The organism is Streptomyces sp. NBC_00490 (genome assembly GCF_036013645.1).
In the GTDB taxonomy this organism is placed as follows: Bacteria; Actinomycetota; Actinomycetes; order Streptomycetales; family Streptomycetaceae; genus Streptomyces; species Streptomyces canus_F.
This window is the reverse complement of sequence record NZ_CP107869.1, coordinates 8,022,745-8,047,854: the sequence shown is the minus strand read 5'-3', so window position 1 is coordinate 8,047,854 and position 25,110 is coordinate 8,022,745. Positions and strand designations below refer to the sequence as shown.

Sequence of the window (25,110 nt, the reverse complement as noted above, 5' to 3'; positions counted from 1 at the left end):
GCCGCTCGCCCCTACGCGGTGGTGCCGGCGGTGCGGTGCTCTCGCCGACCGCCGGTGCGCGGCTTCCTCTCGCCGCCTTCGGCCGCCGCGCGGACACCGGTGAGGGTGAAGACCAGCGCCGCGGCGGCCACGATCGCGAGCAGGACGAGACCGATCGCGTACGAGCCGTACGCGCCGTACAGCGAGCCCATCACCAGCGGCGGCAGGAAGCCGCCCAGTCCACCCGCGGCGCCGACCACGCCGGTGACCGAGCCGACCTGGTTGGCCGGGGTGCGCAGGGCCACCAGGGCGAAGGTCGCCCCGCTGCCCGCGCCGAGCGCGCCGGCCATGGCCAGGAAGGCGACGGTGCCCACCGGCGCCAGGGCCGGGGTGAACGCCTGCACGACGGCACCGGCCACGACCACGGTCAGCGCACCGGCCAGCACCCGGACCGGACCGATCCGGTCGGACAGCCAGCCACCGACCGGGCGCATCGCCACTGCGAGGAGCACGAACCCGGCCATGCGGTTCGCGGCGTCGGCCTGGGTCAGGCCGTAGCCGGTCTTGAGGTACGTGGGCAGGTAGACGGAGAAGGCGACGTAGCCGCCGAACGCGACCGCGTACAGCGCGGACGCCTGCCAGGTGATGGGCAGCCGGACGGTGGCGGCCAGGCGGCGGGCCAAGGACTCGGTCGGCACGGTGCGGCCGGGCGCGTCACGCAGCAGCAGCGCGGCGGCCACCGCATACACGGCCAGGACCGCGGCGGTGACCAGGAACGGAGTGGACATGCTGTTCGCGTCGACCAGCTTCACCGTGGTCAGGGCGCTGATCGCGGTGCCGCCCATGCCGGCGCCGAAGACGCCGATGGCAAGACCACGCCGCTCGGGCGGGAACCAGGCGTTGACGAGCGGCACACCGACGGCGAAGGCAGTGCCGCCGACGCCGAGGAAGAACCCGCCGATGAGCAGGGCGGCGAGGGAGGAGTGCCCGGCCAGGCCGAGGTAGAGCACCGGCACGATGGTGGCCGCCGACACGATCGGGAACATGACCCGGCCGCCGAACCGGTCGGTCAGGCCGCCGACCGGGATCCGGCCCAGCGAACCGACCACGACCGGCACCGCCACCAGCAGCGACTGCTCGAACGACGACAGGTCGAGGCCGTCCTTGAACCGGGGGCCGAGCGGACTGAGCAGCGCCCACGCCCAGAAGTTCACGGCGAAACCGACCGTGGCCAGGGCCAGCATCAGCCACGCCCGGCCGGACACCGACCCAGTTGACGGTGAGCTGCCGCTCTTCGACTCCAACGGCTGGACCATGTTGTCCGCCCCTTTCCACTTCATGGTGGTACTGCGCCACCGGGATCGCACGCGCACCGCAGGCTCCTTGCCTGCAGAACAGCGTCACGTCACCACTGTCCGCATCAGGACGCACCAGGGGCATGGGCCATCAGTCCCTACCGACGGACAGACGGTCCCCGGGTTCGGACCCGGCCGTCCCTCCAAACAGCCCTCTGAACCGCCTTGCGCGAGCGGCTCACGCGAAACGACGGCTGCGATCGGCCGTCCCCGCGGGAGCCGGGAGGGGATAGGGCCGACTGGCCCTATCCCCTCCCGGCTCCCGCGGGGACGATGGACTGATGTCCCAGAACGACGCCTTTCGCTCACTCGACCGGCAGGAGTGCCTGCGGCTGCTCTCCAAGGTGCCGGTCGGCCGCGTGGTTTACACCAGGCAGGCGCTGCCCGCGGTCCTCCCCATCAACTTCTCCCTGGACACGGACGCCTCCGTCCTGCTGTGCACCTCGCCGGACTCGGACCTCGTACGCGCCATCGACGGCGTCGTGGTCGCCTTCGAAGCGGACGAGTTCGACGCGGCAACCCGGTCCGGCTGGAGTGTGGTCGTCACCGGACGGGCCACCGTGGTGACCGAGCCCGCCGAGCACGAGCGCCTGTCGCAGGACGGCCCCATGTCCTGGATGCCCCTGCAAGAGGCCGTGTACGTGCGGATCGAATCCGAGATGGTCACCGGCCGGGAGCTCAACGGGGCACGCGGCAATCCGTGAGGAGCGGCAGAGAGGGCCTGGCCACGGTCCTCGATCTGCGCGGGCCACGATCGCCCGCCGCGTCGTGGGGGTGGTGGCAGCGGATGTGCCGCACCGCCCCAGGTGCCGCCCGTCGCGGCCGTCTGGCGTCCCGCCTTGTGAAAAAACACCAGCCGTCCGGGCCTCCAGGACGCGAACGAGACCGTCGATTTCCAGCTGGCTGACGGAGCCGTCCTGGGGCGGCGGCTCGCCGACAGCACTGCCTCAAGACCGCGGCCCCGGCACAGAGCAGGGCCCGTGCGGGGATCGCGCCGGTGTCCCATACGGGCTGGAGCGTGATCGTCACCGGGACGGCGCCCTTGGAACGTGGCCCGCCGGCGGCGCGCTGACTCCCGGACCGGTGGGCAGGGGGGCTACGTCGTGCGGATCCGGCCTGACCTGGTGACCGGATACCGTCTGCTTCGACCGCCCGCGCCATGGGCCCCGCAGGCAGGGGGGAGAGGGCGGCCGCCTCCCGCCGTCAGAGCGCTCAATGGGTTTCCGCCGGGAGACGGCCGCCGCTGGAGTGGGGCCGTCTACGACGGCCTGCGCCGCCTGGGTTCGGCGTCGGGCTCGGCGGCCTCCAGGTTGGCCAGCAGTTCGGCCTGACCCGCCAGTACGCCGGACAGGATGGTGCGCGCGACCCGCAGCAGCTCCGCCACCTGCGGACTGGCCAGCGAGTAATAGACGGCCGAGCCCTCCCGGCGGGGGATGACGAGGTTGGCCCGGCGCAGCACGGCCAGCTGCTGGGAGAGGTGGGCGGCTTCGACACCTACCTCACCGAGCATTTCGGAGACCGCGTGCTCGCGCTGGCTGAGGAGTTCCAGCACGCGGATCCGTACGGGATGGCCGAGGGTCTTGAAGAATTCCGCCTTCAATTGGTAAAGCGGCGCGCTCACCGCGCACTCCCCACTCCCGTAGAGACCGCCGGAGTGCCGGACGGCCGCTGTCGTGCGTGCACCGTGCATCGCATCCACCCAAAACTCTTCGTCATGGGGACATCCTCGCGCCCTCACTCTCACATGATGACCTCGTGAATTGCTCATATTAGCAATTCGGCAATCCGAGGAGGTTGGGGTTCGGTGCGCATCCCACGACTGCCCGGCCCCCGCGCAGCGCCGGTCCTCACCGGTCGGCTGGGTGCTGGCCCAGCGCGAGGGCCCACTGCATGTCGATCGGGACGCCGCGCTGGACACTTTGGACTCGGCCCCGCGGGTGGGCGCCCGGTGCCGACAAACAAGGTGGTCTCGTCCACGACCGAGGACAGGACCACCTGGGTCTGCGTTCAGTCCGCGATGTCGACGGGCCGCTCCGTCAGGACTTCTTGACCACGCTGGACTTGAGCTGCATGGGGCCGAATCCGTCGATCTTGCAGTCGATGTCATGGCCGTCCACCCCGTCCACGAGGCGGATGTTGCGCACCTTGGTGCCGGTCTTGATCCCGGACGGGCTGCCCTTCACCTTCAAGGTCTTGACCACCGTCACCGTGTCGCCGTCGGCGAGCACATTGCCCACCGCATCCCTGATCACCCCGTCCTCGGCGCTGCCCACCGGTTCTGCGACTGCGGGCGACCACTCGTGGCCGCACTCGGGGCAGACCAGGAGCGCGCCCATCTCGTAGGTGTACGTGCCGGAGCACTCGGGGCACGGCGGCAGCGTCTCGGTCACATCGCTCATGGTCTTTCCTTGCCTTGGTTCTTCGTGTGCATCACTTACATCAGGCTTCATATCGCCGCGGCGGGCTCGCCGGGCCACGCGTCCCTGCACCACTGGCGCTGCTCACCACGGCCCGGTGAACGGCGAGGGCGGCGCACAGTCCAAACGCACGGGGATGCAGGCGGGCCGACTGGGTCACGGCCACCTGGCCGCCGGCCGACCAGCCACGCAGTGCGGTCAGGTCCAGGATGACGCCCGGCGCCCGGGCCAGGACCCAGCCGATCGCGCCGGTGAACCGGGCGGCCGCCTCGGGGCCCAGGTGCCCGGCCAGGGAGAGAACACCCGGGCCGGGGTGGGTGGCGTTGCGCCACTCGATGGTCATCCGCTGCCGCCTCGATCTTTCACAGGGGGAGGGTGATCCAGATGCTTTTTCCCTTGCCGTCCGCGTCACCGCGGATGACGGCGGTGCCGCCCAGGCCCAGGGTCAGCTCCATGACGGTGCCCAGCCCGCCGCCGCCCGTTCCCGTCACCGCGGCGAACAGCGCGGGCTGGTAGGGGTGGCGATCGTGCACGGCGAACGCGAACGTGTCCGAGCCGGCCGCGTAGATCACGGTGACGTTCGGGGACAGACTGGCGGCGTGCTGGACGCTGTTGGTGACCAGCTCGGACAGGATCAGCAACGCCGGATCCACCGTGGGATGCCGTCGGCTGATGCCCCACTCGGCGAGGACCTGCTCGGTGGTCTCGCGAGCGATCCCTACCGCCGAGCCCATCGCCGGCAGGGTCAGCACATGCCGCAGGGGCAGGGTTTCCAGTTGGGCGCTCATCGGGCGGCCTCGGCGTGGGCCAGGCGGAACCCTGCCACCGCTTGCGGGCGCATGCGGACCAGGGTGTCGTGCGGGTCGTGCGCCCAGCCGGGCAGGATACGGCGGTAGTGAGCGGTGAGCGACGGCCGGCAGGCCAGAGCGGCGGCCTGCGCGGGAGTACGGACGATCAGACGTCCGTACTCCCGGACATGGACGGTCGGGCGGACCACAGGCATCTCACGCCGCACATGGACCATGCTCCCCTGGGCGGCGCCTTGGAGCAGCCCCAGCGCCTCGCTGCCGGAAACCTCAGTCGTGCGGCGGGAGGGAGTGCTCATCGGGAAGCCTCTTCGGTGACACGGATGCCGGGCAGAAGTCCGGCCCGGTGCAGGTGGGCGCGGGCCTCGGCGATGGCCTCCGGCGTGGTGGCGTACTGCCGTCCCTCCAGCTGGAGCAGGTCCAGGACGCCGACGGACTGCAGGGCTTGGTGCTGGCCGGGGCGTATCCCGGAGGTCAGCACGGCGATGCCGCGCCGGTTGAGCTTCTCCACCGCGTCCTTGAGGACCAGGGCGCCGGTGGCGTCCAATGTCGTGATCCGCGACATGCGCAGGATCACCACGCGGACGTCGGCCACCTCGCTCAGTTCCAGGAGGAAGCGGTGGGCGCCGGCGAAGAACAGCGGCCCGTCGATCCGGTAGGCGACGATGTGCTCGGCCAGCAGGGCGTGCTCCTCCTCACTGTGCTCACCGGGTAGATCGGTCCTGAAGTCCACTTGATCCATCCGGGCCTGGTCGGCGACGGCCCGCAGGGCCAGGGCGCCGGCCACGACCAGGCCGATGACCACCGCGTAGACCAGGTCCAGGGCGATCGTGGCGACGGCCGTCAGGACCAGGACGATCGCGTCCGAGCGGGTCGCCTTCACTATCGCCCGCAGTGCGCCGACCTCGACCATCCGGATCGCGGTCGCCAGCAGTACCCCTGCCAGGGCGGCGAGCGGGATCTTGGAGACCAGCGGGGCGACGGCGAACACGATGACCGCGAGAACGGCGGCGTGGGTGAGCGCGGCCAGCCGGGAGCCCGCGCCGGTGCGGACGTTGACGGCGGTCCGGGCGATCGCCGCGGTGGCGGGGACGCCGCCGAACAGCGGGGCGGCCAGGTTCGCGATGCCCTGCCCGAACAGCTCCTTGTCCGGATCGTGCTGCTGGCCCACCGTCATCCCGTCCGCGACCGTCGCCGACAGCAGCGACTCCAGCGCGGCCAGCGCGGCGACTGCGACAGCTGGGGCGAGCAGCGAACCCACCGCGGACAGGTCGAGGAAGGCCAGGGAGGGGGCGGGCAGTCCGGAGGGCAGCTCGCCGATCGGCTTGGCGGCGTCCAGGTGGAAGAGCTGGGACACGAGGGTGGCGGCGATGACCGCGACGATCGAGAACGGGATGGTGGGCCACCACCGGGCTCCGAGCAGCATCACGGCTGCCACGGCGAGCGCGAGGATCACGGCGGTCGAGTTCGGCGCCTTCACGAACTCCTCGATCGCCCGCCAGGTCACCACCAGGACCTTGTCGCCCTCCGGCTTGGCCACCCCCAGCGCGTTCGGGATCTGCTGCAGTGCGATGACGCAGGCAATGCCGAGGGTGAAGCCCTCCACCACCGGCGCGGGGATGTAGCGCATGTACCGGCCGGCCTTCAGCAAGGCCAGCGCGATCAGCAGCACACCGGCCATCAGCCCGACCGTCAGCACTCCGCCGGGCCCGTACTGGGCGACGATCGGCACCAGCACGACCGTCATCGCTCCCGTAGGGCCGGAGACCTGGAGGTTGGAGCCGCCGAACAGCGCCGCCAGGGCACCGGCCACCACGGCAGTCGCAAGTCCCGATGCGGCTCCGAGCCCGGAGGAGACCCCGAAGCCGAGCGCGAGCGGCAGCGCCACGATGGCGACCGTGAGGCCGGCGAGCAGATCCCGGCGCGGGTTGCGGGCCATGAGTGCGAAGTCGGCGCGGGCAGGCAGCAAGGAGCGCACCCGGCCCACGGCCTGGGTGAGGAACGTACTCACGGACTCCCGACCTCGGCTTCCCGCAGCTCTTCCAAGAGTTCGTTCCGCCCGGCCAGCATCTCGGTCAGGATCCGGCGCGCGGCCCGCAACAGCTCCGCCACATCCCCGCCTGCCAGCTCGTACACCACGGTGGAGCCGTCACGGGCCGAGGTGACGATGCCCGAGCGGCGCAGGACCGCGAGCTGCTGGGAGAGCCCCGAGGGCTCGATCTCGATCGCGGCCAGCAGGTCACGTACCGGCATCGGCCCACCCTGCAGGAGCTCGAGTGCGCGTATGCGGACCGGGTGCCCCAGCATCCGGAAGAACTCAGCTTTGGCCTCATACAGCGGAACCGGCACGACCTGGGACTCCCTTCACCACCCCGATAGCTCGGGGGTGTCGTCTGGCGCCATGCCCGCGGCCACTTGCGGACATAACTAACACAGCATGTAGTGAATTGCAGAATTTCGCAATTCACGGATTTACGCATATCCGATCCGCAGGCCAGGCCGTTCAGCGCCGCAGCTTCAGACTGGCCTGCCGTCTGTCGGCCCGCCCCCGGGCAGGTACTGGGCGCGGTGCATCGGGTCGGTAAGCGGCAGCGTTCGCACCGGCGCCGAACGGACCTCCAGCACCTGGCGGTCAGGGCCCAGGCGGAACCGCCAGGGCTCGCGTGCTGTGGATCGACGGGGCCGTCACGGCCGCCGCCAGGAGCGCCTCCACGGTGGCCGCGTCCGGCAGGACGTGGGTGTGCATGCTGCCTCCTCGCTTCTCTTCGTGGCCGCGGGTCAAGTGGCGGGCAGGGCGGTGGCCAGCAGGACGACCCCGAGGGAGCCGACGAGAGAGACGACCGCCAGGGCCCGGGCCAGGTCGGCGCGGCCTTTGGCGTGGGCGATGCCGTGTCCGGCCGCGGCGAGCATCACCACCACGAACAGGGCGAGTTTGGTCGCCAGGGTGCGGCCGTAACCGGGTTCGGCGAGGGAAGCCCAGGTGACTCCCCGGTGCCAGGCCATGGCCCAGCCGGTGGCCAGCTGCACGGGCAGGAACACCACCCCGGTCAGCATCCCGAACCGGCGTCCCGCCGCGGCGGTGAAGCGGTCCTTGGCCTCCGGGTCGAGCAGGTGGCGGGCCAGCGGCAGGATCACCAGGGACAGGGCCAGTTGGCCACCGACCCACAGGGCGGCGCCGGCCACGTGCGCGAACCGCACGAGGGACCACCAGCCGACGGTGTCCACTACTCACTCACCTCCACCATGCCGTGCGCGCCGGCTTCGGCGTGGCGCATGTCGTGGTCGACGAACGCGTAGTGGCCGGCCCCGGGGAACGTCGTCTCGACGAAGCCGCCCTGCGCCGTGGCCAGGTCCAGCACCTGCGAGCCGCCCGCCTGGTCCGGCTTGAGCAGGTAGGCGCCCTCCTTGTACACGGTGTCGAAGACAGTGCCGACGAGGTGGAAGGCGATGCCGTCGCTGGGACCTGCGGCGATGACCCAGAAGCGGGCCCGCTCGCCGGCCTTCACGTTCAGGGGCCGCTGGGTGTACTGGTTGGCGATGCCGTCGAACGCCCAGGCGTCCGGGGTGTTCTGGCGCATCTTGGTCACTTGGGCGGTGCTGCCCGGGGTGCCGAGGTAGAGCTCGGAGGAGACCAGCACGTACTCGTGGTCAACCTTCTTCAGGCCGGGCGGGTCGATGATGACGGCGCCGTACATGCCGTTGCCCATGTGCTGGAGCATCGGTGCGGTGCTGCAGTGGTACAGCCATGCCCCGGCCTTCTCGGCTCGGAAACGGTAGACCAGGCGCTCGCCGGGCTGGATCGTGCGCATGGGGCGATCCGGGGCGAGGGAGCCGGCGTGGAAGTCGATGCCGTGGCCCATGGACGGGTCGTCGTTGACGAGGGTGACCTCGAAGACGTCGCCGACCTTTCCGTGCAGGGTGGGGCCGGGTGCGGTGCCGCCGAACGTCCACATCTGCTGCTTCACGCCCGGGGCCACTTCGACCGTGGTGTGCGCGGCATGCAGTTCGACCTTGTGGACCGTCCCACCGGGCGCGGGGGTGAGATCGGCGGTGCGTGGCTGCCAGCCGGAGGAGAAGTCGGCGGAGAGATCCAGGCCGCCGCTGTCGGCGGCGGCCGATGGGTGTCCCTCGTGTCCGCTGCTGACTGTTGCCGTGTCGTCCTTGACGACGATGTCCATGGTCATCCCGGCCGCCTTGTGGCCCGGCAGGGTGCACCACGCCTCACGGTCCTCGGTGACCTGCCCGAGGTCGAGTACGCGGGTGTGGCCCTTGGCGAGCATGGGAGTGGACGGGCCGTCCTCGACCTTGAGGTCGTGGCGCTGGGCGTCGGTGTTGGTGACCTTCAGCCGCAGGTCGGTCCCCGCGGCGACCTCGACGCGGGCCGGACGGATGCGCATGTCGGCCAGGGTGACGGCGACGGTGCGGGTGGTTCCAGCGCCCGCACCCGCCGTCCCGGCCGCGCTCGTCCCGCCGCTCGTGTCCCCACCGCTGTTGGCCACGAGCACGGCCAGCACCGTCACTACGGCGCCCACGGCGGTGCCCCACACAGCGGGGCGTCGCGCCACACCGGCTTTGTCCGCGTCCTGGAGGAGCCCCCGTGCGCTGCGAACGAGCACGCGCAGGGCCAGGGCGAGGAACGCGGCCCCGGCCGCGCCGGCGAGCAGCATGCCCACTGTGCCGAGAGGGCCGGGCAGCGGAAGCGCGAGCAGGACTATGCCGAGGTTGAGCACGACGAGCCGTGGCGCCCAGCCCCGCTCGAGTACCGCCCGCAGCGCGGCTCGTTCCTTGGGACCACTGGCCAGCACGATGGGCAGCAGGTAGGTGAGGGCACCGATGAGGACCTGCGCTACGAGGCCGACGAGCAGCACCGGGACCAGTGAGCCGATGTCGTCCTGTATCTCGCCGAGCGGCCGTGCGGCCAGCACCACCAGGTCCACGACCACGCCGACGACCAGCCATCCCGCGGCGGCGGCCAGCATCCACGCGGCGGCCGCCGAGATCGCGGGCCGTCGACGCACGGTGCGCGCGAACAGCTGCGCCGCGACGGCGACGCCGACCGTGTAGCCGGCGATGCCGAGTACGGCGGCGGGGCGCCATCCGGCCGTCAGCCCAGCGACCGCGGTCAGCAGGCCGCCCCCGGTCAGCGCCAGTACCCGTCGCGCCAGCCGGGTGGTGTTCTCGGCCATGCGGACGCCCAGCACGGTGGGCCAGAGCATGAACAGCGTGCCCAGCACGGGCAGTCCGATCCAGCCGAGGAGGGTGACGTGCACGTGGGCCAGCTTCAGCCCGGTGTAGTGCCCGGGTCCGGCTTTGCCGGTGGCCAGCAGCCAGCCCAGCACCGCGCCGATGATCAGTGCCGCCGCGGCGGCCCGGTAGTAGTCGGCGATCGGGGCGAGTCGTCCGCCCAGTGCACCCCGGCCCATGCGGACCAGCACCCCCAGGTGCGCGCCGACCGCGGTGACCAGCAGCACGCACCCGGCACCGGTCAGGACCGGCAGGTCGGCCCACACGCCGGTGAGCACGCCCGCGACCCCTGTGTTGAGGCCGGCCAGCCGGGCGTTGCTCCACCGCCGGTCGGGCAGCGGGGCGTGCAGCATGGCGACGGCGAAGTGCTCGCTCCACACCACGATGGCGGTGGTGGCGGCGCCGAGCAGGAACAGGTGGATGGCCAGCCAGCGGGCCACGGGCAGCGTCTGCTGGGTGCTCGCCGCCAGCAACGCGAGCACCACCCAGACCGCGACTACGACGTGTGCGGCCAGGTGCCGGCTGCGCAGACCGGACGCCTTGAACCTGCTGGGCGGTGGGCCATCGCCGGCACCTGGGTCATGGTTCTTGCTGTACATGGTGCTCCTTGCCGCCGGGGGCGCCGGTCGGGCGGGGACGAACGAGGGGTTCCGTGCCCGCGCCGCCGGACAGCAGTGCGGCCAGTTCCCGCTGGTGCGGAAAGGAGCCGGGAATGTAGCCACACCACGGCTCTTCGGCGTACGGGTCGCCGGTGACGCCGTAGGCGCGGGAGCGCGAACCGCCGCAGACCCGGCGGAACTCGCACGCCCCGCAGCGGCCGCCGAGCATGTCGGGGGCACGCAGGGCGGTGAACAGCGGTGAGGTGCGGTAGATCGACGTCAGCGGCGTCCTGCGGACGCTTCCCGCGCTCAGCGGCAGGAAGCCGCTGGGGTGCACGGTGCCGGTGTGCGAGACGAAGACGAAGCCGCGGCCCGCGTTGACGTCCAGCGGCGGTCGCCGTACCCGGCGCGTGGCGGCGTACAGGCCCAGGACCGCGGCCCGGTCGGTCAGCTCCCGGTAGAGGTCCCCGAGTCCGAGCACCGCCACGTGGTCGTCGCCGGCGTCGGCGAGGACCTGGCGTTGCAGGGCGACGCGGCGGAAGTGGTGGGCCTCGGTGGTCTTGGCGGGGATGGTCAGGCCCATGTCGTAGACGAAGTTGAGGACGTCTTCGACCTCGCCGGCGGTCAGCGCGCCGAGGGTGCGGCCGCGGCCGGTGGGCACGAGGAAGAAGGCGCTCCACAGCATCGCTCCGTGGTCGGCGACGAGGCGGACGATGTCAGGGAGGTCGTGCAGGTTGTGCCGGGCGACCGTGGTGTTGATCTGCACCTTCATGCCGAGGGCGCGTGCGGTGTCCCAGGCGTCCAGGGTCCAGCGAAACACCCCGGGCACCCCGCGGAAGTCGTCGTGGAGTGCGGCGGTGGAGCCGTCCAGGCTGAGCGAGAGCCCGGACGCGCCCGCGGCGTGCACGGCCCGCAACCGCTCCTCGGTGAGCGTCGGCGTGCCGGAAGGGGACACCGCCACCCGGACCCCGATCTCCCTGCCGTAGGCGATGAGTTCGGTCAAGTCGGAGCGCTGGAACGGGTCGCCGCCGGTGATCACGAACAGCGGGGCGGGCTGTCCGAAAGCGGCCACCTGGTCCAGCAGGTCCTTGGCGGCGGCGGTGTCCAGCTCCCGCAGGTCGCGGTCGGGTACGGCTTCGGCGCGGCAGTGGCGGCAGGCCAGCGGGCAGGCCCGGGTGGACTCCCAGATGACGATGAAGGGCCGGTCGGCCGCGTCGTGGCGCTGGCGGCGGATGGCATGGGGGGCGGCGCTCATCGCGCGGTCCTTCCCAGCGACCCGGGGCTGTGTCCGGCCGCCCTGGAGTCAGGGCAGACGAGGCGGGCGGCCGGACGGTGACCGGGCCGGACGGGGCGCGGCACCCACCGCGAGCGACAGCGGTGGAATCGGCCTCGAGGGCGGTCGATGTGGTGGTGCACGGGATACCTCCGGATCGGTCGCCGTCAGCATCCACCGGCGGGGGTGGTCGGCGCGGCGGCCGATGGTCTTCTCTGGCAGGGCCGATGGTCCCTCTTCGGAAAGGGGGGACTGGGCTGTCGGGAAGCCGACGCCCTGCCCGGGGACGCCCGCGAGCGGCCCTGTTCCCCAGGCCGGGCGTGATCAGGGGTGGTTCGGGGAGCAGGGTGCCAGGGCGTCCGCGGTGACCACCAGCGCGGCTCCCAGGCCGGTCAGTGCGGTGCCCAGGCCCGTGACCAGGGTGGTGAGGTGCCATGCCTGGTAGGCGGACATCAGCGAGGCGCGCAGGGACTGGCCCATGAACGCGGTCTGGCGCAACTTGGAGAGCTTCTCGTCGTCGCCTCCCGCTGCGTGCAGCTCCGCTGTGATCTCGGCATAGGTGCGGCCGCCGGTGGCGTGGGCGAGATTGCCCTTGATGAACTCGGCGTAGGCGTGCGCCTCGGGGCCGGTTTTTACGGGCCGGCCGGCGTAGGCGGCGAGTTCGGCAGGCAGCCCGCGCTCGGGGAAGGTGATCTTCTGGTCAGCCAGCTCGGCACGGATCTCCTTCCTGCCGCTGCGGCCGCGCAGCAGCATGACCGGTCCGGCGACCATCAGGGCCGCGCCGACCGTCCCGAGCAGGGTTCCGGCCCGACGGCGGGATCCGTCCATGACGTGTCCTTCCTTCTTTGCTCGTGTGCTGCGGGTACGGCGGCGCGAGCGCGCCGGGTGGAACAACGTCCGCGCGCCGCCTGGAGGTTGGAGTGGCTTTTGGATCAGCGGTGGCTGAGCCGCAGCCGCCAGGCTTCGGGGCCGCGCTCCAGGTACTCCACCGAGAACGTGCCGGGGCTGCGCTGTTCGATCTGCGCGAGCAGCGGCAGCGGGTCGTGCGGGGCGACCAGCACCATCGCGGTGCCCGCCGGAACGGCGTCCAGCGCGCCGAAGACCGTGGCGTGGCGCAGGGCGTGCGGCACCTCCCGCACGTCCAGTTCGGGTTCGGCCGTCTCCTCCGTGCCACCACAGGCGCAGACTCCGCCGCAGCCGCCCGTCTCCTCGATCTGCTCTTGCATGTCCTGTCCCTCCTTGATGTTCTGATCTCCTTGGGCGCCCGCGGCGGACACGTCACTCGCGAGCCGGTGGTGCATGTCCGCGAGCAGCTCCGCCAGACAGACCTCGGGCGTCATGGCGAGCAGCGGCAGCACGAGGCCGTTCTCCTTGGCCACGTGCTCCTCGAAGAGCACCTGCAGGGCCCGCGCGTCGGCCGCCGCCCCCGCCGGGCTGGGTGCGGCGCGCAGCGCGTCGACGAGCGCGGTCAGACAGCGGTGTTCGCCGATCAGGCTCTCGATCAGCAGACGGGCCTCGGGCATGCCGTGCGCGACGGGGTAGAGCACGGCTTCCTCCGCTGCCGCGTGCGGCAGCAGCGAGCGGTCGCAGAAGGTGACGAGACCGGCGTGGATCTTCTCGGCGGCGCCCGGGTCGCGGTCCACGGCCGTGAGCAGCATCTTCACTCGTCCGGCCAGCTCCCCGGCCAGGCGGGCGTGGTGCGCCTCCGCACCTTCAAGGGCTGTGGCGTCCTGCGGGTCCGAGGCGAGGGTGAGCACGCTCATGGTCGTGTCTCCAGCAGGTCGGGCCGGCGCGGCCGGCCGATGCGGGTGGGGATGGCATTCCGGGTGCCGACTCTCGGGGCGGATGCCGCGTCCGGCCGCGGTGAGCGGCCGGACGCTCGACCGAACCGGGCGCCACGCGCCGTACGCGCTGCACCTGCGGCGGCCAGGGACGGGGGAATCGGCCGCCAGGCAGGCACGGAATGCGGTCGTACAGATGGGCATCTGCGGTTCGATCAGTGCCCAGCATGCACGCCGGGCGCAGCCGACGCCCCCGCCGACCGGACCCCAGTACGGGGACCAAAGGTCCCTACTACGACCGGCCAGATGGGGCCGGAAGGTCATCCGGCAGGGACCGCCAGCCCCAGGTGCACCATGGCCTGCGCCTTCTAGCGTTCCCAGCCATGGAGAACGATCAGAACGCACGGCGCCAGGCGTCGCCCACCGGTGAGGGCTGGCCGCTGGCAGCCCGCAGGCTGCTGACCCGCCGGGAGGTGTCCGCGGACGGGCGAGCGGTGTTCGGTGAAGGCGACCCGAAGTGGGAGAGTTTCTACCGGGACCGGTGGGCCCACGACAAGGTGGTGCGTTCCACCCACGGTGTGAACTGCACCGGTTCGTGTTCGTGGATGGTGTACGTCAAGGACGGCATCATCACCTGGGAGCACCAAGCCACCGACTACCCGTCGATCGGCACGGACTGCCCCGAGTACGAGCCGCGCGGCTGCCCCCGCGGGGCATCGTTCTCCTGGTACACCTACTCTCCCAGCCGGGTCCGCTACCCGTACGTGCGCGGCACGCTGCTGAAGCTGTGGCGCGAGGCCCGCAAGCGCCTCGGCGACCCGGTGGCGGCCTGGGCCGAGATCACCGGCGACCCGGCCAAGGCCCGCGCCTACAAGCGGGCCCGCGGCAAGGGCGGCCTGGTGCGCGCCGACTGGGACGAGGTGAGCGAGCTGATCGCGGCCGCCCAGGTGCACACGATCAAGGCATACGGCCCCGACCGCGTCGCCGGCTTCTCGCCCATCCCGGCGATGTCGATGGCGTCGTTCGCCGCCGGGGCGCGGTTCCACTCGCTGATCGGCGGCACACTGCTGTCGTTCTACGACTGGTACGCCGACCTGCCCATCGCCTCGCCGCAGGTCTTCGGCGACCAGACGGACGTGCCGGAGGCCGCGGACTGGTGGAACGCGGGCTATCTGATCATGTGGGGCTCCAACATCCCCGTCACCCGCACGCCCGACGCGCACTTCCTCACCGAGACCCGCTACAACGGCACCAAGGTCGTCGCGGTCAGCCCCGACTATGCCGACAACGTCAAGCACGCCGACGAATGGGTCGCCCCGCACCCCGGCACGGACGGGGCGCTGGCGATGGCCATGGGCCACGTCATCCTGCGCGAGTTCCTGGTCGACCGCGAGGTGCCCTACTTCCAGGACTACATGCGCAAGTTCACCGACGCGCCGTTCCTGGTGACCCTGCGCGAGCACGAGCACGGTCTCGTCCCGGACGGGTTCCTGACCGCCGCCGACCTCGGACACGACACGGAGCACGCCGAGTCCAAGACGGTCCTCCTGGACGGGGCCACGGGCGAACCCGTGGTCCCCAACGGCTCGCTCGGCTTCCGGTGGGGGGAAGCCGGGCGAGGCCGCTGGAACCTGGACCTGGGCGACGTCGTGCCCGAACTGAGCCTGCTGGAGCGGGCCGAGGAGACGGCCGAGGTCGCGCTGCCCCGCTTCGACGAGGGCAGCACGGAAGGCGGTTCGGTCCTGGTGCGCGGGGTGCCGGTGCGCCGGGTCGGCGGCCGGCTCGTCACCACGGTCTTCGACCTGATGCTGGCACAGTACGGCGTCGCACGCCCCGGGCTGCCGGGCAACTGGCCCGCCTCGTACGAGGACGCGTCCGAGCCGTACACCCCGGCCTGGCAGGAGACGATCACCTCGGTCCCGGCGGAGCAGGCGGCCCGCATCGGCCGGGAGTTCGCACGCAACGCCGAGCGCACCAACGGCCGCTCGATGATCGCGCTGGGAGCGGGCACCAACCACTGGTTCCACTCCGACACCATCTACCGGGCCTTCTTGGCGCTGATCACGATGACCGGCTGCCAGGGCGTCAACGGCGGCGGCTGGGCGCACTACGTCGGCCAGGAGAAGGTCCGCCCGGTCACCGGACAGCAGCACCTGTCGTTCGCCTTCGACTGGCAGCGGCCCACCCGGCACATGGCGGGCACCTCGTACTGGTACCTGAACTCCGACCAGTGGCGCCACGAGGCGTTCGGGCCCGACGAGCTCGCTTCCCCGCTCGGGAAAGGCCGGTTCAAGGGCAAGGCGTTCGCGGACACACTCGCGCAGGCCGTGCGGCTGGGCTGGACTCCCGGTCACCCCGGCTTCAACCGCAACCCCCTCGATCTGACCGACGAAGCAGCCGCTGCGGGCCGGCCGGTCGCCGAGCACATCGTGGACGAGCTGAAGTCCGGGCGGCTGCGGTTCGCCGTCGAGGACCCCGACGACCCGGCCAACTTCCCGCGTGTGCTGACGGTGTGGCGGGCCAACCTGCTCGGCTCCTCCGGCAAGGGCAACGAGTACTTCCTGCGCCACCTGCTGGGCACCGACGCGGCCGTCCGCTCCGAGCAGACCCCGTCCGAGGGCCGTCCGAAGGAGGTGGTGTGGCGGGAGGAGGCCCCCGAGGGCAAGCTCGACCTGCTCGTCACCATGGACTTCCGCATGACCTCCACCAGCCTGCTCTCCGACGTCGTCCTGCCGGCCGCCACCTGGTACGAGAAGGACGACCTGTCCAGCACAGACATGCACCCCTTCGTCCACGCCTTCACCCCGGCCATCGCCCCGCCCTGGCAGGCCCGCACCGACTACGACATGTTCCTGACGATGGCCGACAAGTTCAGCGAACTGGCCGCCGACCACCTCGGCACCCGCACCGATGTCCTCGCGGTGCCGCTGCTGCACGACACCCCGGACGAACTCGCCCAGCCGGGCGGGGTGGTACGGGACTGGAAGGCCGGCGAGTGCGAACCGGTCCCCGGGCGGACCATGCCCAAGCTCGTGGTCATCGAGCGGGACTACGCCGCGATCGCGCAGAAAATGCGCGCCGTCGGCCCGCTGCTCGACACGCTGGGCACCACCACCAAGGGCGTCACCGTCCACCCGAACCAGGAGATCGACGACCTCCGGCACCGCAACGGCACCGTCAGGGACGGCATCGCCGCCGGACGGCCCTCCCTCGCCACCGCCTCCGACATGTGCGAGGCGATCCTCGCCCTGTCCGGCACCACCAACGGCCGCCTGGCCACCGAAGGCTTCCGGGAGCTGGAGCGGCAGACCGGCAGCGAGGGCCTGGTCGAACTCGCCGCCGAGCGCGAGGCCGACCGGATCACCTTCGCCGACACGCGCACCCAGCCCCGTTCGGTGATGACGTCGTACGAGTGGTCGGGCTCGGAGACCGGCGGGCGCCGCTACTCCCCGTTCGTGATCAACACCGAGCACAAGAAGCCCTGGCACACCCTCACCGGCCGCCAGCACTTCTTCGTCCAGCACGACTGGATCGCCGAACTCGGCGAGCAACTTCCCGTCTACCGACCGCCGTTGAACACGCCCCGGCACTACGGCGACGAGCAGCTGCGCGAGGACGGCCGGGCGGAGGTCACCGTCCGCTATCTGACCCCGCACTCGAAGTGGTCCATCCACTCGAACTACCAGGACAACAAGTACATGCTCGACCTGTCCCGCGGCGGACCCACGATCTGGATGTCCACCGCCGACGCCGAGAAGATCGGCGTCAAGGACAACGAGTGGATCGAGGCGTACAACCGCAACGGCGTCGTCGCCGCCCGGGCCGTGGTCACCCACCGCATGCCCGAGGGAACCGTGTACATGTACCACGCCCAGGACCGCAACGTGAACGTGCCGAAGACCGAGGTCAGCGGCAAACGCGGCGGCATCCACAACTCCCTCACCAGGCTCCTGCTCAAGCCCACCCATCTCGCGGGCGGCTACGCCCAGTTCACCTACGCCTTCAACTATTACGGCCCGACCGGCAACCAGCGCGACGAGGTCACCGTCATCCGCCGCCGCAGCCAGCAAGTGGAGTACTGACATGCGAGTGATGGCCCAGATCGCCATGGTGATGAACCTCGACAAGTGCATCGGCTGCCACACCTGCTCGGTCACCTGCAAGCAGACGTGGACCAACCGCACCGGCGTCGAGTACGCCTGGTTCAACAACGTCGAGACCAAACCCGGCGTCGGCTACCCCCGCCGCTACGAGGACCAGGAGCAGTGGAAGGGCGGCTGGATGCTCGACAAGCGCGGACGCCTCGTCCTGCGCTCCGGCGGCCGGATCAAGAGGCTCCTGTCCCTGTTCTCCAACCCGGACCTGCCGTCCATCGAGGACTACTACGAGCCCGTCACCTACGACTACGACAACCTCGTCAACGCCCCGGCCGGCAAGGACATACCCGTCGCCCGCCCCCGCTCCGTCCTCACCGGCAAACCCACCGCCATCACCTGGGGCGCCAACTGGGAGGACGGCCTCGGCGGCGCCCCCGAGAACGCCGCCGGCGACCCCAACCTCACCGGGGAATGGGCTCAGAAGGTCAAGTTCGAGTTCGAGCAGACCTTCCTCTTCCACCTCCCCCGCCTGTGCGAACACTGCCTCAATCCGGCCTGCGTCTCCGCCTGCCCGTCCGGCGCGATGTACAAGCGCGTCGAGGACGGCATCGTCCTGGTCGACCAGGACCGCTGCCGCGGCTGGCGGATGTGCGTGACGGCGTGCCCGTACAAGAAGGTGTACGTCAACCACGCCACCGGCAAGGCCGAGAAGTGCACGTTCTGCTTCCCGCGCATCGAGGCCGGCCAGCCCACCGTCTGCTCCGAGACCTGCGTCGGCCGACTGCGCTACCTCGGTCTGCTGCTGTACGACGCCGACCGCGTCGGCGAGGCCGCCGCCACCCCGGATGAGAAGGACCTGCTCGACGCCCAGCGCGGCGTCTTCCTCGACCCGCACGACCCCGCCGTGATCACGGCGGCACGGGAGGCCGGCATCCCGGAGGACTGGCTGGACGCGGCCCGCCGCTCCCCGGTCTACGACCTCGTGATGAGGTACAAGGTGGCGCTGCCGCTGCACCCGGAGTACCGGACGATGCCGATGGTCTGGTACGTGCCCCCGCTCTCCCCCGTCCTCGACGCCGTCGACGCGGCGGGCGGCAACCAGGACGACCCCGACCACGTGTTCGCCGCCGTCACCCGGCTGCGCATCCCGCTGGAATACCTGGCGGAGCTGTTCACCGCCGGGGACACGGACGTGGTCGCCGGAGTGCTGATGAAGCTCACCGCGCTGCGCTCGTACATGCGTGAACGCACCCTCGGCGAGTCCGGCGACGAGGCTGCGCTGAAGGCCGTGGGCCTCACCCCCCGCGAGGCGGAGGACCTGCACCGGCTCCTCGCCGTGGCCAAGTACGCCGACCGGTACGTCGTCCCGGCCGCGCACAAGGAAGACGCCGCCGCGCTGACCGCGATGGAGAACCGCTGCCCGGTCGAGTCGTCCGACGCCGCCGAACCCCGCAAGATCATGCTCGGCATCCCCGCCCTGCGCCGCCGCTCGCCCGAAACCCCCGCCGGAGGCCGTCCGTGAGCCCGCTGCCCTCCCCCAGAGCTGAACGCCTGGGGGGACCCCCATCGATCCCCGCCCTCGTCCGCACCCGCGTCCGGGCAGCCATACGCCGCCCGTCCCGCCTCACCCCCGAGGAAGCCCAGGCACGCACCCTGCTGCTGCGCCTGTGCTCGCTGCTGCTGCAGTACCCGGACGCCGAACTCGCCGCCGCCCGCCAGGTGCTCACCGCCACCGTCGAGGCGCTGCCGCCCTCGCCCGCCGCCGAACACCTGGCCGACTTCACCACCTGGCTCACGGGTCAGGAGACGGAGGCGCTGGAGCGGCACTACGTCGAGATGTTCGACCTGCGCCGCAAGAGCAGCCTCTACCTCACCTACTACCTGCACGGCGACACCCGCCGCCGCGGCATGGCCCTGCTCACCCTGAACCAGCGGTACAAGGCCGCCGGCTGGGACATCGACGGGGGTGAACTGCCCGACCACCTGCCGGTCGTCCTGGAGTTCGCCGCCCTCGTAGGCCCGGGGGGCGGCGAGGCACCGCTGCGCCAGCACCGGCGCGGCCTGGAGCTGATCCACCGGGCACTGGCCGACGCCGACTCGCCCTACCGGCACGTGCTGGCCGCGCTACTCACCCTGCTGCCGCCGCCCACCGAGGCGGACCGCGCGGCGGTGGCCCAGCTGGTCGCCGAGGGACCGCCGAACGAGGAGGTCGGCCTCGATCCCTACGGGACGTACGGGGAGGGGGAGTTCGCCCCGCCGGGCACGTTCGTGCCACCGATGGCCGCTCCGCCGACCCGTGTGCCGCCCGCCGACCCGACCACCAGCCGTATGGAAGGCACCCGATGAGCACCGCACCCCTGTCCCCGTCGGCCGCCGCCTCGGCGAGCGGCACCGACCTCCTGCTCTGGGTCGCCATCCCTTACATCTGCCTCGCCGTGTTCGTGGTCGGGCACGTCTGGCGTTACCGCCAGGACCAGTTCGGCTGGACCACCCACACCAGCCAGCTCCTCGAACGCCGCTGGCTGCGCTGGGGCAGCCCGCTGTTCCACCTCGGCGCCTTCATGGTGATCGCCGGCCATGTCGTGGGACTCGCCATTCCCGACTCGTGGACCGAGGCCGTCGGCATCAGCGAGCACGCCTACCACACCACAGCCGTCTGGGCGGGATCAGTGGCGGGCGTCGCCATGGTCGCGGGCCTGGGCATGCTGTGCGCCCGTCGGCTCCTGACCCGCCGGATCCGCCTCGGCACCGACCGCAGCGACAAACTCCTCTTCCCCCTGCTGTCCGCCACCGTCCTGCTCGGCATCACCGCCACCGCCGCCCACAACGTCTTCGGCGCCGGCTACGACTACCGCTCCACCGTCTCCGTCTGGTTCCGCGGCCTGTTCGTCCTCCAGCCGCACCCGGAGGCGATCGCCGGAGCCCCGCTACTGTTCCAACTGCACGCCCTGACCGCCTTCCTGCTCTTCGCGGCCTGGCCGTTCACCCGGCTGGTGCACGTGTGGAGCGCCCCGATCGGCTACCTGGCGCGGCCGTACCTGGTCTACCGGCGGCGTGCCGCACCGGCGCCGGCCCCGACGGCAGACGGCCGGACCCGGCCGGCCTCCGGCTCCCGGCGCGCCGCATGAGTCATGGACCCGTGCTCGCGCCGGACGCCACGACCATCCGGCGCCGGCACACAGTGGGCGCGAGCCGCCGAACGGGATGGGTGATGGTCCTCACCGGGACCGTCGGCTGGCTCGCCTCCTTCCAGCTCACCGTGGACGACTGGCGGCTCCTCAAAGACCCGGCCTACCGACCGCCGTGCAACATCAGCCCCGTCGTCAGTTGTGGCAGCGTCATGTCCAGCCCGCAGGGCAGCCTGTTCGGCTTCCCCAACATGCTGCTCGGACTGGGCGCCTTCTCCGCCGTGATCGCCCTGGGCATCGCCGTACTCTCCGGAGCGTGCCTGCACCGCCGGCTATGGCTCGCGCTGGACGCAGGGGCCCTGGTGGGGGTGGTGTTCGTCCACTGGCTGATCGGGCAGTCGCTGTACGAGCTCAACAAGCTCTGCCCCTACTGCGCCGTCGTCTGGGCGGTCACCATCGTCCTGTTCTGGCATGTCACCCTGCACTGCCTGGAACAGGGAATCGTCCCCGTGCGCCGGGGCGTGCTGGTGCTCGTCCGGGACACCCACTGGGTGCTCCTCGGCGCCTGGTACGGGGTGATCGCGCTGCTCGTCCTCACCCGCTTCTGGCCGTACTGGAGCAGCCTGCTGTAGCCGACCACCGCGCCAACCCGTTCACCGGCACAGGAATGAAAGAACGACGATCATGGACGACGACTGCAGGAGTGGACGGCCGCTCTCAAGGCCGACCTGTTCATCGACCTCGAAGTCGACCGCGCCCTCCTCCTCGCCCTCGCGGGCGATGCCGCTCACGGCGTCGCCCGACCCGCCGCCCCCCTGACGACCTTCCTGGTCGGGTACGCGGCAGGCCAGGCGGGCGGCGGTCCTGACGCGGTGGCCGCCGCAGCCCGGCGAGCCGGCGAACTCGCCGCCCGGTGGTCCGCTGAGACCGACCAGAGCCTCGGCCCCGGGGCCGTATAGCAAGACCTCCCGCCACCAGCCACGCCCAGAACCCCGGCGCCCCTCACCTTGCAGACAGTTGGCAAGGTGAGGGGCGCAGCGGCTTGCGGCTGAGCCGGCGCGGTCAGGAGGACGCCTCGGGGGAGTCGCACAGCCGGCCGAACAGGCTTGCCGGTGAGGCCGCGTTGCGGACTTCCCGCAGACCGGGATGGCGTCGCCGCAGCTGACGCTCCAGCCGCTGATGCAGCGTGAACCAGGAGGCGGGGCAGTCGTGGCAGGCGCCGCCGAGACGGACCGTGACGACGCCGTCGCATACGCCGACGAGGTCGATGCTCCCGCCGTGGGACCGCGCGAAGTCACCCATCTGTCCGGCGAGAACCTCGCGTGCCACCCCGTACAGCAGCGCGTCGTCATCGTAGGCGGCGCTGCTGGTGACTGGGATCCATCCGTCGGGGTCGCCGAGGGCGGTGTGCAGCGCACCGCGAACCCTGGCACCCTCCTGGGACCAGGTGCGGCCCGCACCGAGGCTGGTGACGACGGCCTCGCCGTCCAGGGTGATCTGAGCGAGGGTGCCGTCGGCCAGCAACGCTGCCAGCGGTTCGGGTACCTCCGTGAGTGGGCCGGTGCCGGTGAGGTGTCCGGCGGGGATGATCCAGCGCAGCCGGTCGGACCGACCGGGCACCTGCTGGGGGTGTATGGGGATCATGGCCGCGGCTCACCCGCCCAGCAGAACGGTGACCGTCCGGGCCAGGTAGGCCATCAGCCAGGCCAGCACGGTCAGGTAGGTGAAGGCTATGGCCGGCCATCTCCAGGTGCCGGTCTCCCGGCGCAGGACCGCCACGGTGGCCATGCACTGCAGCGCATAGACGAAGTAGACCAGCAGCGCGGCGATGGTGGGCGCGGTGAACACCGGCTGTCCGGCGCGGGGCCCGTCGGGGTAGGTCATGGCCTGCAGGGCCTGTGCCGGCTCTTCGGGATCCTCGGCGGCGGCGACCTGACCGAGGGTGGCGACGAAGGTCTCGCGGGCGGCCTGTGCCGACAGCACGCCGACGTTGATGCGCCAGTCGAAGCCCAGCGGGTCGAAGACGGGAGCCACCGCCCGGCCCAGGCCGGCGGCGTAGCTGTGGTCGACGGTGTAGGCGGACACGGCCGTGGGGTTGGTGGTGTCCACGCCTGCCGCCTGCATCTGCGCGGCCGTGTGCAGCGGCAGGTTCAGCAGCAGCCACAGGACGATGCTGGTGGCGACGATGACGGTCGAGCACTTGCGCAGGAAGGCGCGCGCGGAGGACCACATCGCCACCAGCACCGCGCGCGGGGCGGGCAAGCGGTAGGGCGGCAGCTCCATGAAGAACGGCACCGGTTGGCCGTGGCGGTCGCCGAGCTTCTTGAATGCCCAGGCGGCCAGCATCGCGGAGACGGCGCCCAGCAGGTAGAGACCGAACATGACCAGGCCCTGCGCGCCGAACGGGCCGACACGCACGGACGGGTCGACCAGCAGGCCGATGAGCAGCACGTAGACCGGGAGCCGGGCCGAGCAGGTCATCAGCGGTGCGGCCATCATGGTGGCCAGGCGGTCCTTGGCCGAGGGCAGGGTGCGGGTGGCCATGATGCCGGGGATCGCGCAGGCGAACGAGGACAGCAGCGCCACGAAGGCCCGGCCCTCCAGGCCGAAGCGGGCCATCACCCGGTCCATCAGGAACGCCGCCCGCGCCATGTACCCCACTCCCTCCAGCAGGGCCAGGAGCAGGAACAGCAGCACGATCTGCGGGACGAACACCAGCACGCCGCCGACCCCGCCGATGAGAGCGTCCCCCAGGAGCCCGGACAGCCACGGATTGCCGATATGGGCGTCCACCTGGCCCGACAGCCAAGCGAACAGGGACTCCACCCCGCCCTGCAACGGGGAGGCCAAAGTGAAGACGGTCTGGAAGAACAACGCCATCACCGCGAAGAACACCGCCGTGCCCCACACCGGATGCAGCAGCACCGCGTCGACCCGCTGGGTGACCCGGTGGCGCTCGGGGGGCCGGTAGCCGGCGTAGGCCAGCACCGATTGCGCCCAGGCGTCCCGCTCGCCCGGCTCGATGGGCGGTGCGACGGCCGGGATCGGCCAGGTGCGCCAGGTGGTGAGCTGCTCGCGCAGCCGCGCGATGCCGTATCCGCGGTGGCCGATCACGGGCAGCACCGGCACGCCGAGCGCCTCGGCGAACGCGTCGAGGTCCAGGCGGCCCTGACGTCGGGCCAGTTCGTCGGTGAAGGTCACCACCACGCAGGCCGGCAGTCCACGGGCCAGGACCTGGGCGACGAATCCCAGGGAGCGCGCCAGCGTGGTGGCGTCCGCGACGACCAGCAGCGCGTCCGGCCGGTGCGCACCCTCCAGCCGGCCCTCCAGCACATCGACGGTGATCCGCTCGTCCGGGCTGATCGGCTCCAGGCTGTAGGTGCCCGGCAGATCCTCGATCACATGCCGGTGCGGGCCGGTCCGGCAGGTCCCGACGAACCGGGACACGGTCACTCCGGGGTAGTTGCCGGTCTTGGCGCGCAGGCCGGTAAGGCCGTTGAAGACGCTGGTCTTTCCCGAGTTGGGGGCACCGACCAGGGCGATCCGGGGCGCCCCGGTCAGGGTCGCGTCCGCGCCGCCCGCAGCATGGCAGTTCGCGCTCACCTCGTCTCCTCTCCGATGTGAACGCACGCGGCCTGCGCCCGGCGCAGGCACACCTCGTAGTCCTTGACCCGGTAGAGGACCGGGTCACGCAGCGGCGCCCGGCGTACCACCTCCACCACCGCGCCCGGGGTGAATCCGAGGTCGTGCAGCCGGCGGACAACGGTGGGCTCACCGTCGGCGGCAAACCCGATCACCGCGGCACGGGCGCCGGGAGCCAGGTCCGCCAGAGAGAGCGGCGGGGCATCCATGACGGTGAACCCCAGGCCGCCTGCTTCGTCGAATACCCCATCTGTGCGACTCATGTGTGTCTCCGCCACATCGCGCCGGGCAAGTCCGCCCAGCAATCGATCACCGACAAAGGTGAGGCTAGGCTTTCCTGCATGGGGAAGGCGTGGGGCTTGTGACCCTCAGGCATGGGCCTGCCGGCCCCATCAAACCGGACCACACGGCCCACACGGCCCACAGCAGCGAGCTGGCCTCAAACCCGCAGGCATACGTCAAGGACGCACGGGGCGAGTTGCGTGAGGTCGGTGTCGCCGAGGTGGGGCAGAGGAGCAGCGGTTGCAGAAGGCGACCGTGGCGGAGCGGAACCTCTCGGCGGCTGCTGAGCCGCGGCAGACAGTGACCCGTCGCGCCGGCCGACGGCCGGGTTGCCGCAGGAGGGCGCAGCGCTCGGCGTCGTCGCCGAGCAAGCCGGGTACGTCCGGCCGGCCGGGACGGGTGTGGCAGGCGGCCGAACGGTGACCGAGCCGGAAAGGCACCGCTTCCAACTGCGGCCTCAAAATTTGGAGAACGCGCAGCCGGCAGATGGAAGCGGCGGTCCGTGGC

At 71.4% G+C, this 25,110-nt stretch carries 22 protein-coding genes and 1 pseudogene; 7 read left to right on the top strand and 16 right to left on the bottom strand.

Annotated features, from left to right (window positions below; all coding sequences use genetic code 11):
* Positions 1-11 precede the first annotated feature (11 nt).
* Positions 12-1,223, bottom strand: a complete 1,212-nt coding sequence (locus OG381_RS36640; protein ID WP_327722636.1) for an MFS transporter — start codon at positions 1,221-1,223, stop codon at positions 12-14.
* Positions 1,224-1,615: 392 nt separating this feature from the next.
* Between OG381_RS36640 and OG381_RS36635 the strand changes: the two genes are divergently transcribed.
* Positions 1,616-2,038 (top strand): pyridoxamine 5'-phosphate oxidase family protein, encoded by a 423-nt coding sequence (locus OG381_RS36635; protein WP_123994593.1) that lies wholly within the window; start codon positions 1,616-1,618, stop codon positions 2,036-2,038.
* 554 nt (positions 2,039-2,592) lie between these two features.
* Here OG381_RS36635 and OG381_RS36630 read toward each other — a convergent pair.
* The 12 genes from OG381_RS36630 to OG381_RS36575 form a co-directional block, all read right to left on the bottom strand.
* Positions 2,593-2,955, bottom strand: coding sequence for an ArsR/SmtB family transcription factor (locus tag OG381_RS36630; RefSeq protein ID WP_123994594.1), 363 nt, complete (start codon positions 2,953-2,955; stop codon positions 2,593-2,595).
* Between the two features lie 415 nt (positions 2,956-3,370).
* Positions 3,371-3,724 carry a zinc ribbon domain-containing protein YjdM gene (locus OG381_RS36625; protein ID WP_327722635.1) on the bottom strand — a complete coding sequence of 118 codons (354 nt, stop codon included), beginning with the start codon at positions 3,722-3,724 and terminating at the stop codon, positions 3,371-3,373.
* Positions 3,725-3,773: 49 nt separating this feature from the next.
* On the bottom strand, positions 3,774-4,094 hold the full coding sequence (locus OG381_RS36620; RefSeq protein ID WP_216827026.1) for an anti-sigma factor antagonist: 321 nt from the start codon (positions 4,092-4,094) through the stop codon (positions 3,774-3,776).
* Between the two features lie 19 nt (positions 4,095-4,113).
* Positions 4,114-4,539 carry an ATP-binding protein gene (locus OG381_RS36615; protein ID WP_327720265.1) on the bottom strand — a complete coding sequence of 142 codons (426 nt, stop codon included), beginning with the start codon at positions 4,537-4,539 and terminating at the stop codon, positions 4,114-4,116.
* Positions 4,536-4,856, bottom strand: a complete 321-nt coding sequence (locus OG381_RS36610) for a pyridoxamine 5'-phosphate oxidase family protein (RefSeq protein ID WP_327720264.1) — start codon at positions 4,854-4,856, stop codon at positions 4,536-4,538. Before OG381_RS36610 ends, OG381_RS36615 begins: the two co-directional genes overlap by 4 nt.
* Entirely contained in the window at positions 4,853-6,496 is a 1,644-nt protein-coding gene (locus tag OG381_RS36605; RefSeq protein WP_443062059.1) for a SulP family inorganic anion transporter, read from the bottom strand. Before OG381_RS36605 ends, OG381_RS36610 begins: the two co-directional genes overlap by 4 nt.
* Positions 6,497-6,564: 68 nt before the next feature.
* Positions 6,565-6,906, bottom strand: a complete 342-nt coding sequence (locus tag OG381_RS36600; RefSeq protein ID WP_123994598.1) for an ArsR/SmtB family transcription factor — start codon at positions 6,904-6,906, stop codon at positions 6,565-6,567.
* 429 nt (positions 6,907-7,335) lie between these two features.
* The gene (locus tag OG381_RS36595) at positions 7,336-7,782 is read right to left on the bottom strand and encodes a hypothetical protein (RefSeq protein ID WP_327720262.1); all 447 of its coding nucleotides are present in this window, start codon (positions 7,780-7,782) and stop codon (positions 7,336-7,338) included.
* A complete protein-coding gene (locus OG381_RS36590) occupies positions 7,782-10,400 on the bottom strand; it encodes a multicopper oxidase domain-containing protein (protein ID WP_327720261.1) in 2,619 nt (872 codons plus the stop codon). Before OG381_RS36590 ends, OG381_RS36595 begins: the two co-directional genes overlap by 1 nt.
* The gene (locus tag OG381_RS36585; RefSeq protein WP_327720260.1) at positions 10,381-11,655 is read right to left on the bottom strand and encodes a TIGR04053 family radical SAM/SPASM domain-containing protein; all 1,275 of its coding nucleotides are present in this window, start codon (positions 11,653-11,655) and stop codon (positions 10,381-10,383) included. Before OG381_RS36585 ends, OG381_RS36590 begins: the two co-directional genes overlap by 20 nt.
* 342 nt (positions 11,656-11,997) lie before the next feature.
* Positions 11,998-12,501, bottom strand: a complete 504-nt coding sequence (locus OG381_RS36580; protein WP_327720259.1) for a hypothetical protein — start codon at positions 12,499-12,501, stop codon at positions 11,998-12,000.
* A gap of 104 nt (positions 12,502-12,605) precedes the next feature.
* Positions 12,606-13,436 (bottom strand): DUF2249 domain-containing protein, encoded by an 831-nt coding sequence (locus OG381_RS36575; RefSeq protein WP_327720258.1) that lies wholly within the window; start codon positions 13,434-13,436, stop codon positions 12,606-12,608.
* A gap of 401 nt (positions 13,437-13,837) precedes the next feature.
* Between OG381_RS36575 and OG381_RS36570 the strand changes: the two genes are divergently transcribed.
* The 6 genes and pseudogenes from OG381_RS36570 to OG381_RS36545 form a co-directional block, all read left to right on the top strand.
* Positions 13,838-17,536 carry a nitrate reductase subunit alpha gene (locus tag OG381_RS36570; RefSeq protein WP_327720257.1) on the top strand — a complete coding sequence of 1,233 codons (3,699 nt, stop codon included), beginning with the start codon at positions 13,838-13,840 and terminating at the stop codon, positions 17,534-17,536.
* Between the two features lies 1 nt (position 17,537).
* On the top strand, positions 17,538-19,073 hold the full coding sequence (gene narH / locus OG381_RS36565) for a nitrate reductase subunit beta (protein ID WP_327720256.1): 1,536 nt from the start codon (positions 17,538-17,540) through the stop codon (positions 19,071-19,073).
* Positions 19,070-19,897, top strand: a complete 828-nt coding sequence (narJ, locus tag OG381_RS36560; protein WP_327720255.1) for a nitrate reductase molybdenum cofactor assembly chaperone — start codon at positions 19,070-19,072, stop codon at positions 19,895-19,897. The genes narH and narJ overlap by 4 nt, the downstream gene beginning before the upstream one ends.
* The gene (gene narI / locus OG381_RS36555; protein ID WP_327720254.1) at positions 19,894-20,679 is read left to right on the top strand and encodes a respiratory nitrate reductase subunit gamma; all 786 of its coding nucleotides are present in this window, start codon (positions 19,894-19,896) and stop codon (positions 20,677-20,679) included. The genes narJ and narI overlap by 4 nt, the downstream gene beginning before the upstream one ends.
* A complete protein-coding gene (locus OG381_RS36550; RefSeq protein WP_327720253.1) occupies positions 20,676-21,311 on the top strand; it encodes a vitamin K epoxide reductase family protein in 636 nt (211 codons plus the stop codon). The genes narI and OG381_RS36550 overlap by 4 nt, the downstream gene beginning before the upstream one ends.
* 48 nt (positions 21,312-21,359) lie before the next feature.
* Positions 21,360-21,638 (top strand): annotated as a pseudogene (locus OG381_RS36545) (DUF6457 domain-containing protein); the annotation flags it as partial.
* 103 nt (positions 21,639-21,741) lie between these two features.
* Here OG381_RS36545 and OG381_RS36540 read toward each other — a convergent pair.
* Genes OG381_RS36540 through OG381_RS36530 form a run of 3 tightly spaced genes read right to left on the bottom strand, consistent with a single transcriptional unit; the run spans position 21,742 to position 24,584 of the window.
* On the bottom strand, positions 21,742-22,323 hold the full coding sequence (locus tag OG381_RS36540; RefSeq protein WP_327720252.1) for a NifU family protein: 582 nt from the start codon (positions 22,321-22,323) through the stop codon (positions 21,742-21,744).
* Positions 22,324-22,332: 9 nt separating this feature from the next.
* The gene (feoB, locus tag OG381_RS36535) at positions 22,333-24,282 is read right to left on the bottom strand and encodes a ferrous iron transporter B (RefSeq protein ID WP_327720251.1); all 1,950 of its coding nucleotides are present in this window, start codon (positions 24,280-24,282) and stop codon (positions 22,333-22,335) included.
* Complete coding sequence (locus OG381_RS36530; RefSeq protein ID WP_216827027.1) at positions 24,279-24,584, bottom strand: FeoA family protein; 306 nt, start codon at positions 24,582-24,584, stop codon at positions 24,279-24,281. Before OG381_RS36530 ends, feoB begins: the two co-directional genes overlap by 4 nt.
* Positions 24,585-25,110: the final 526 nt, after the last annotated feature.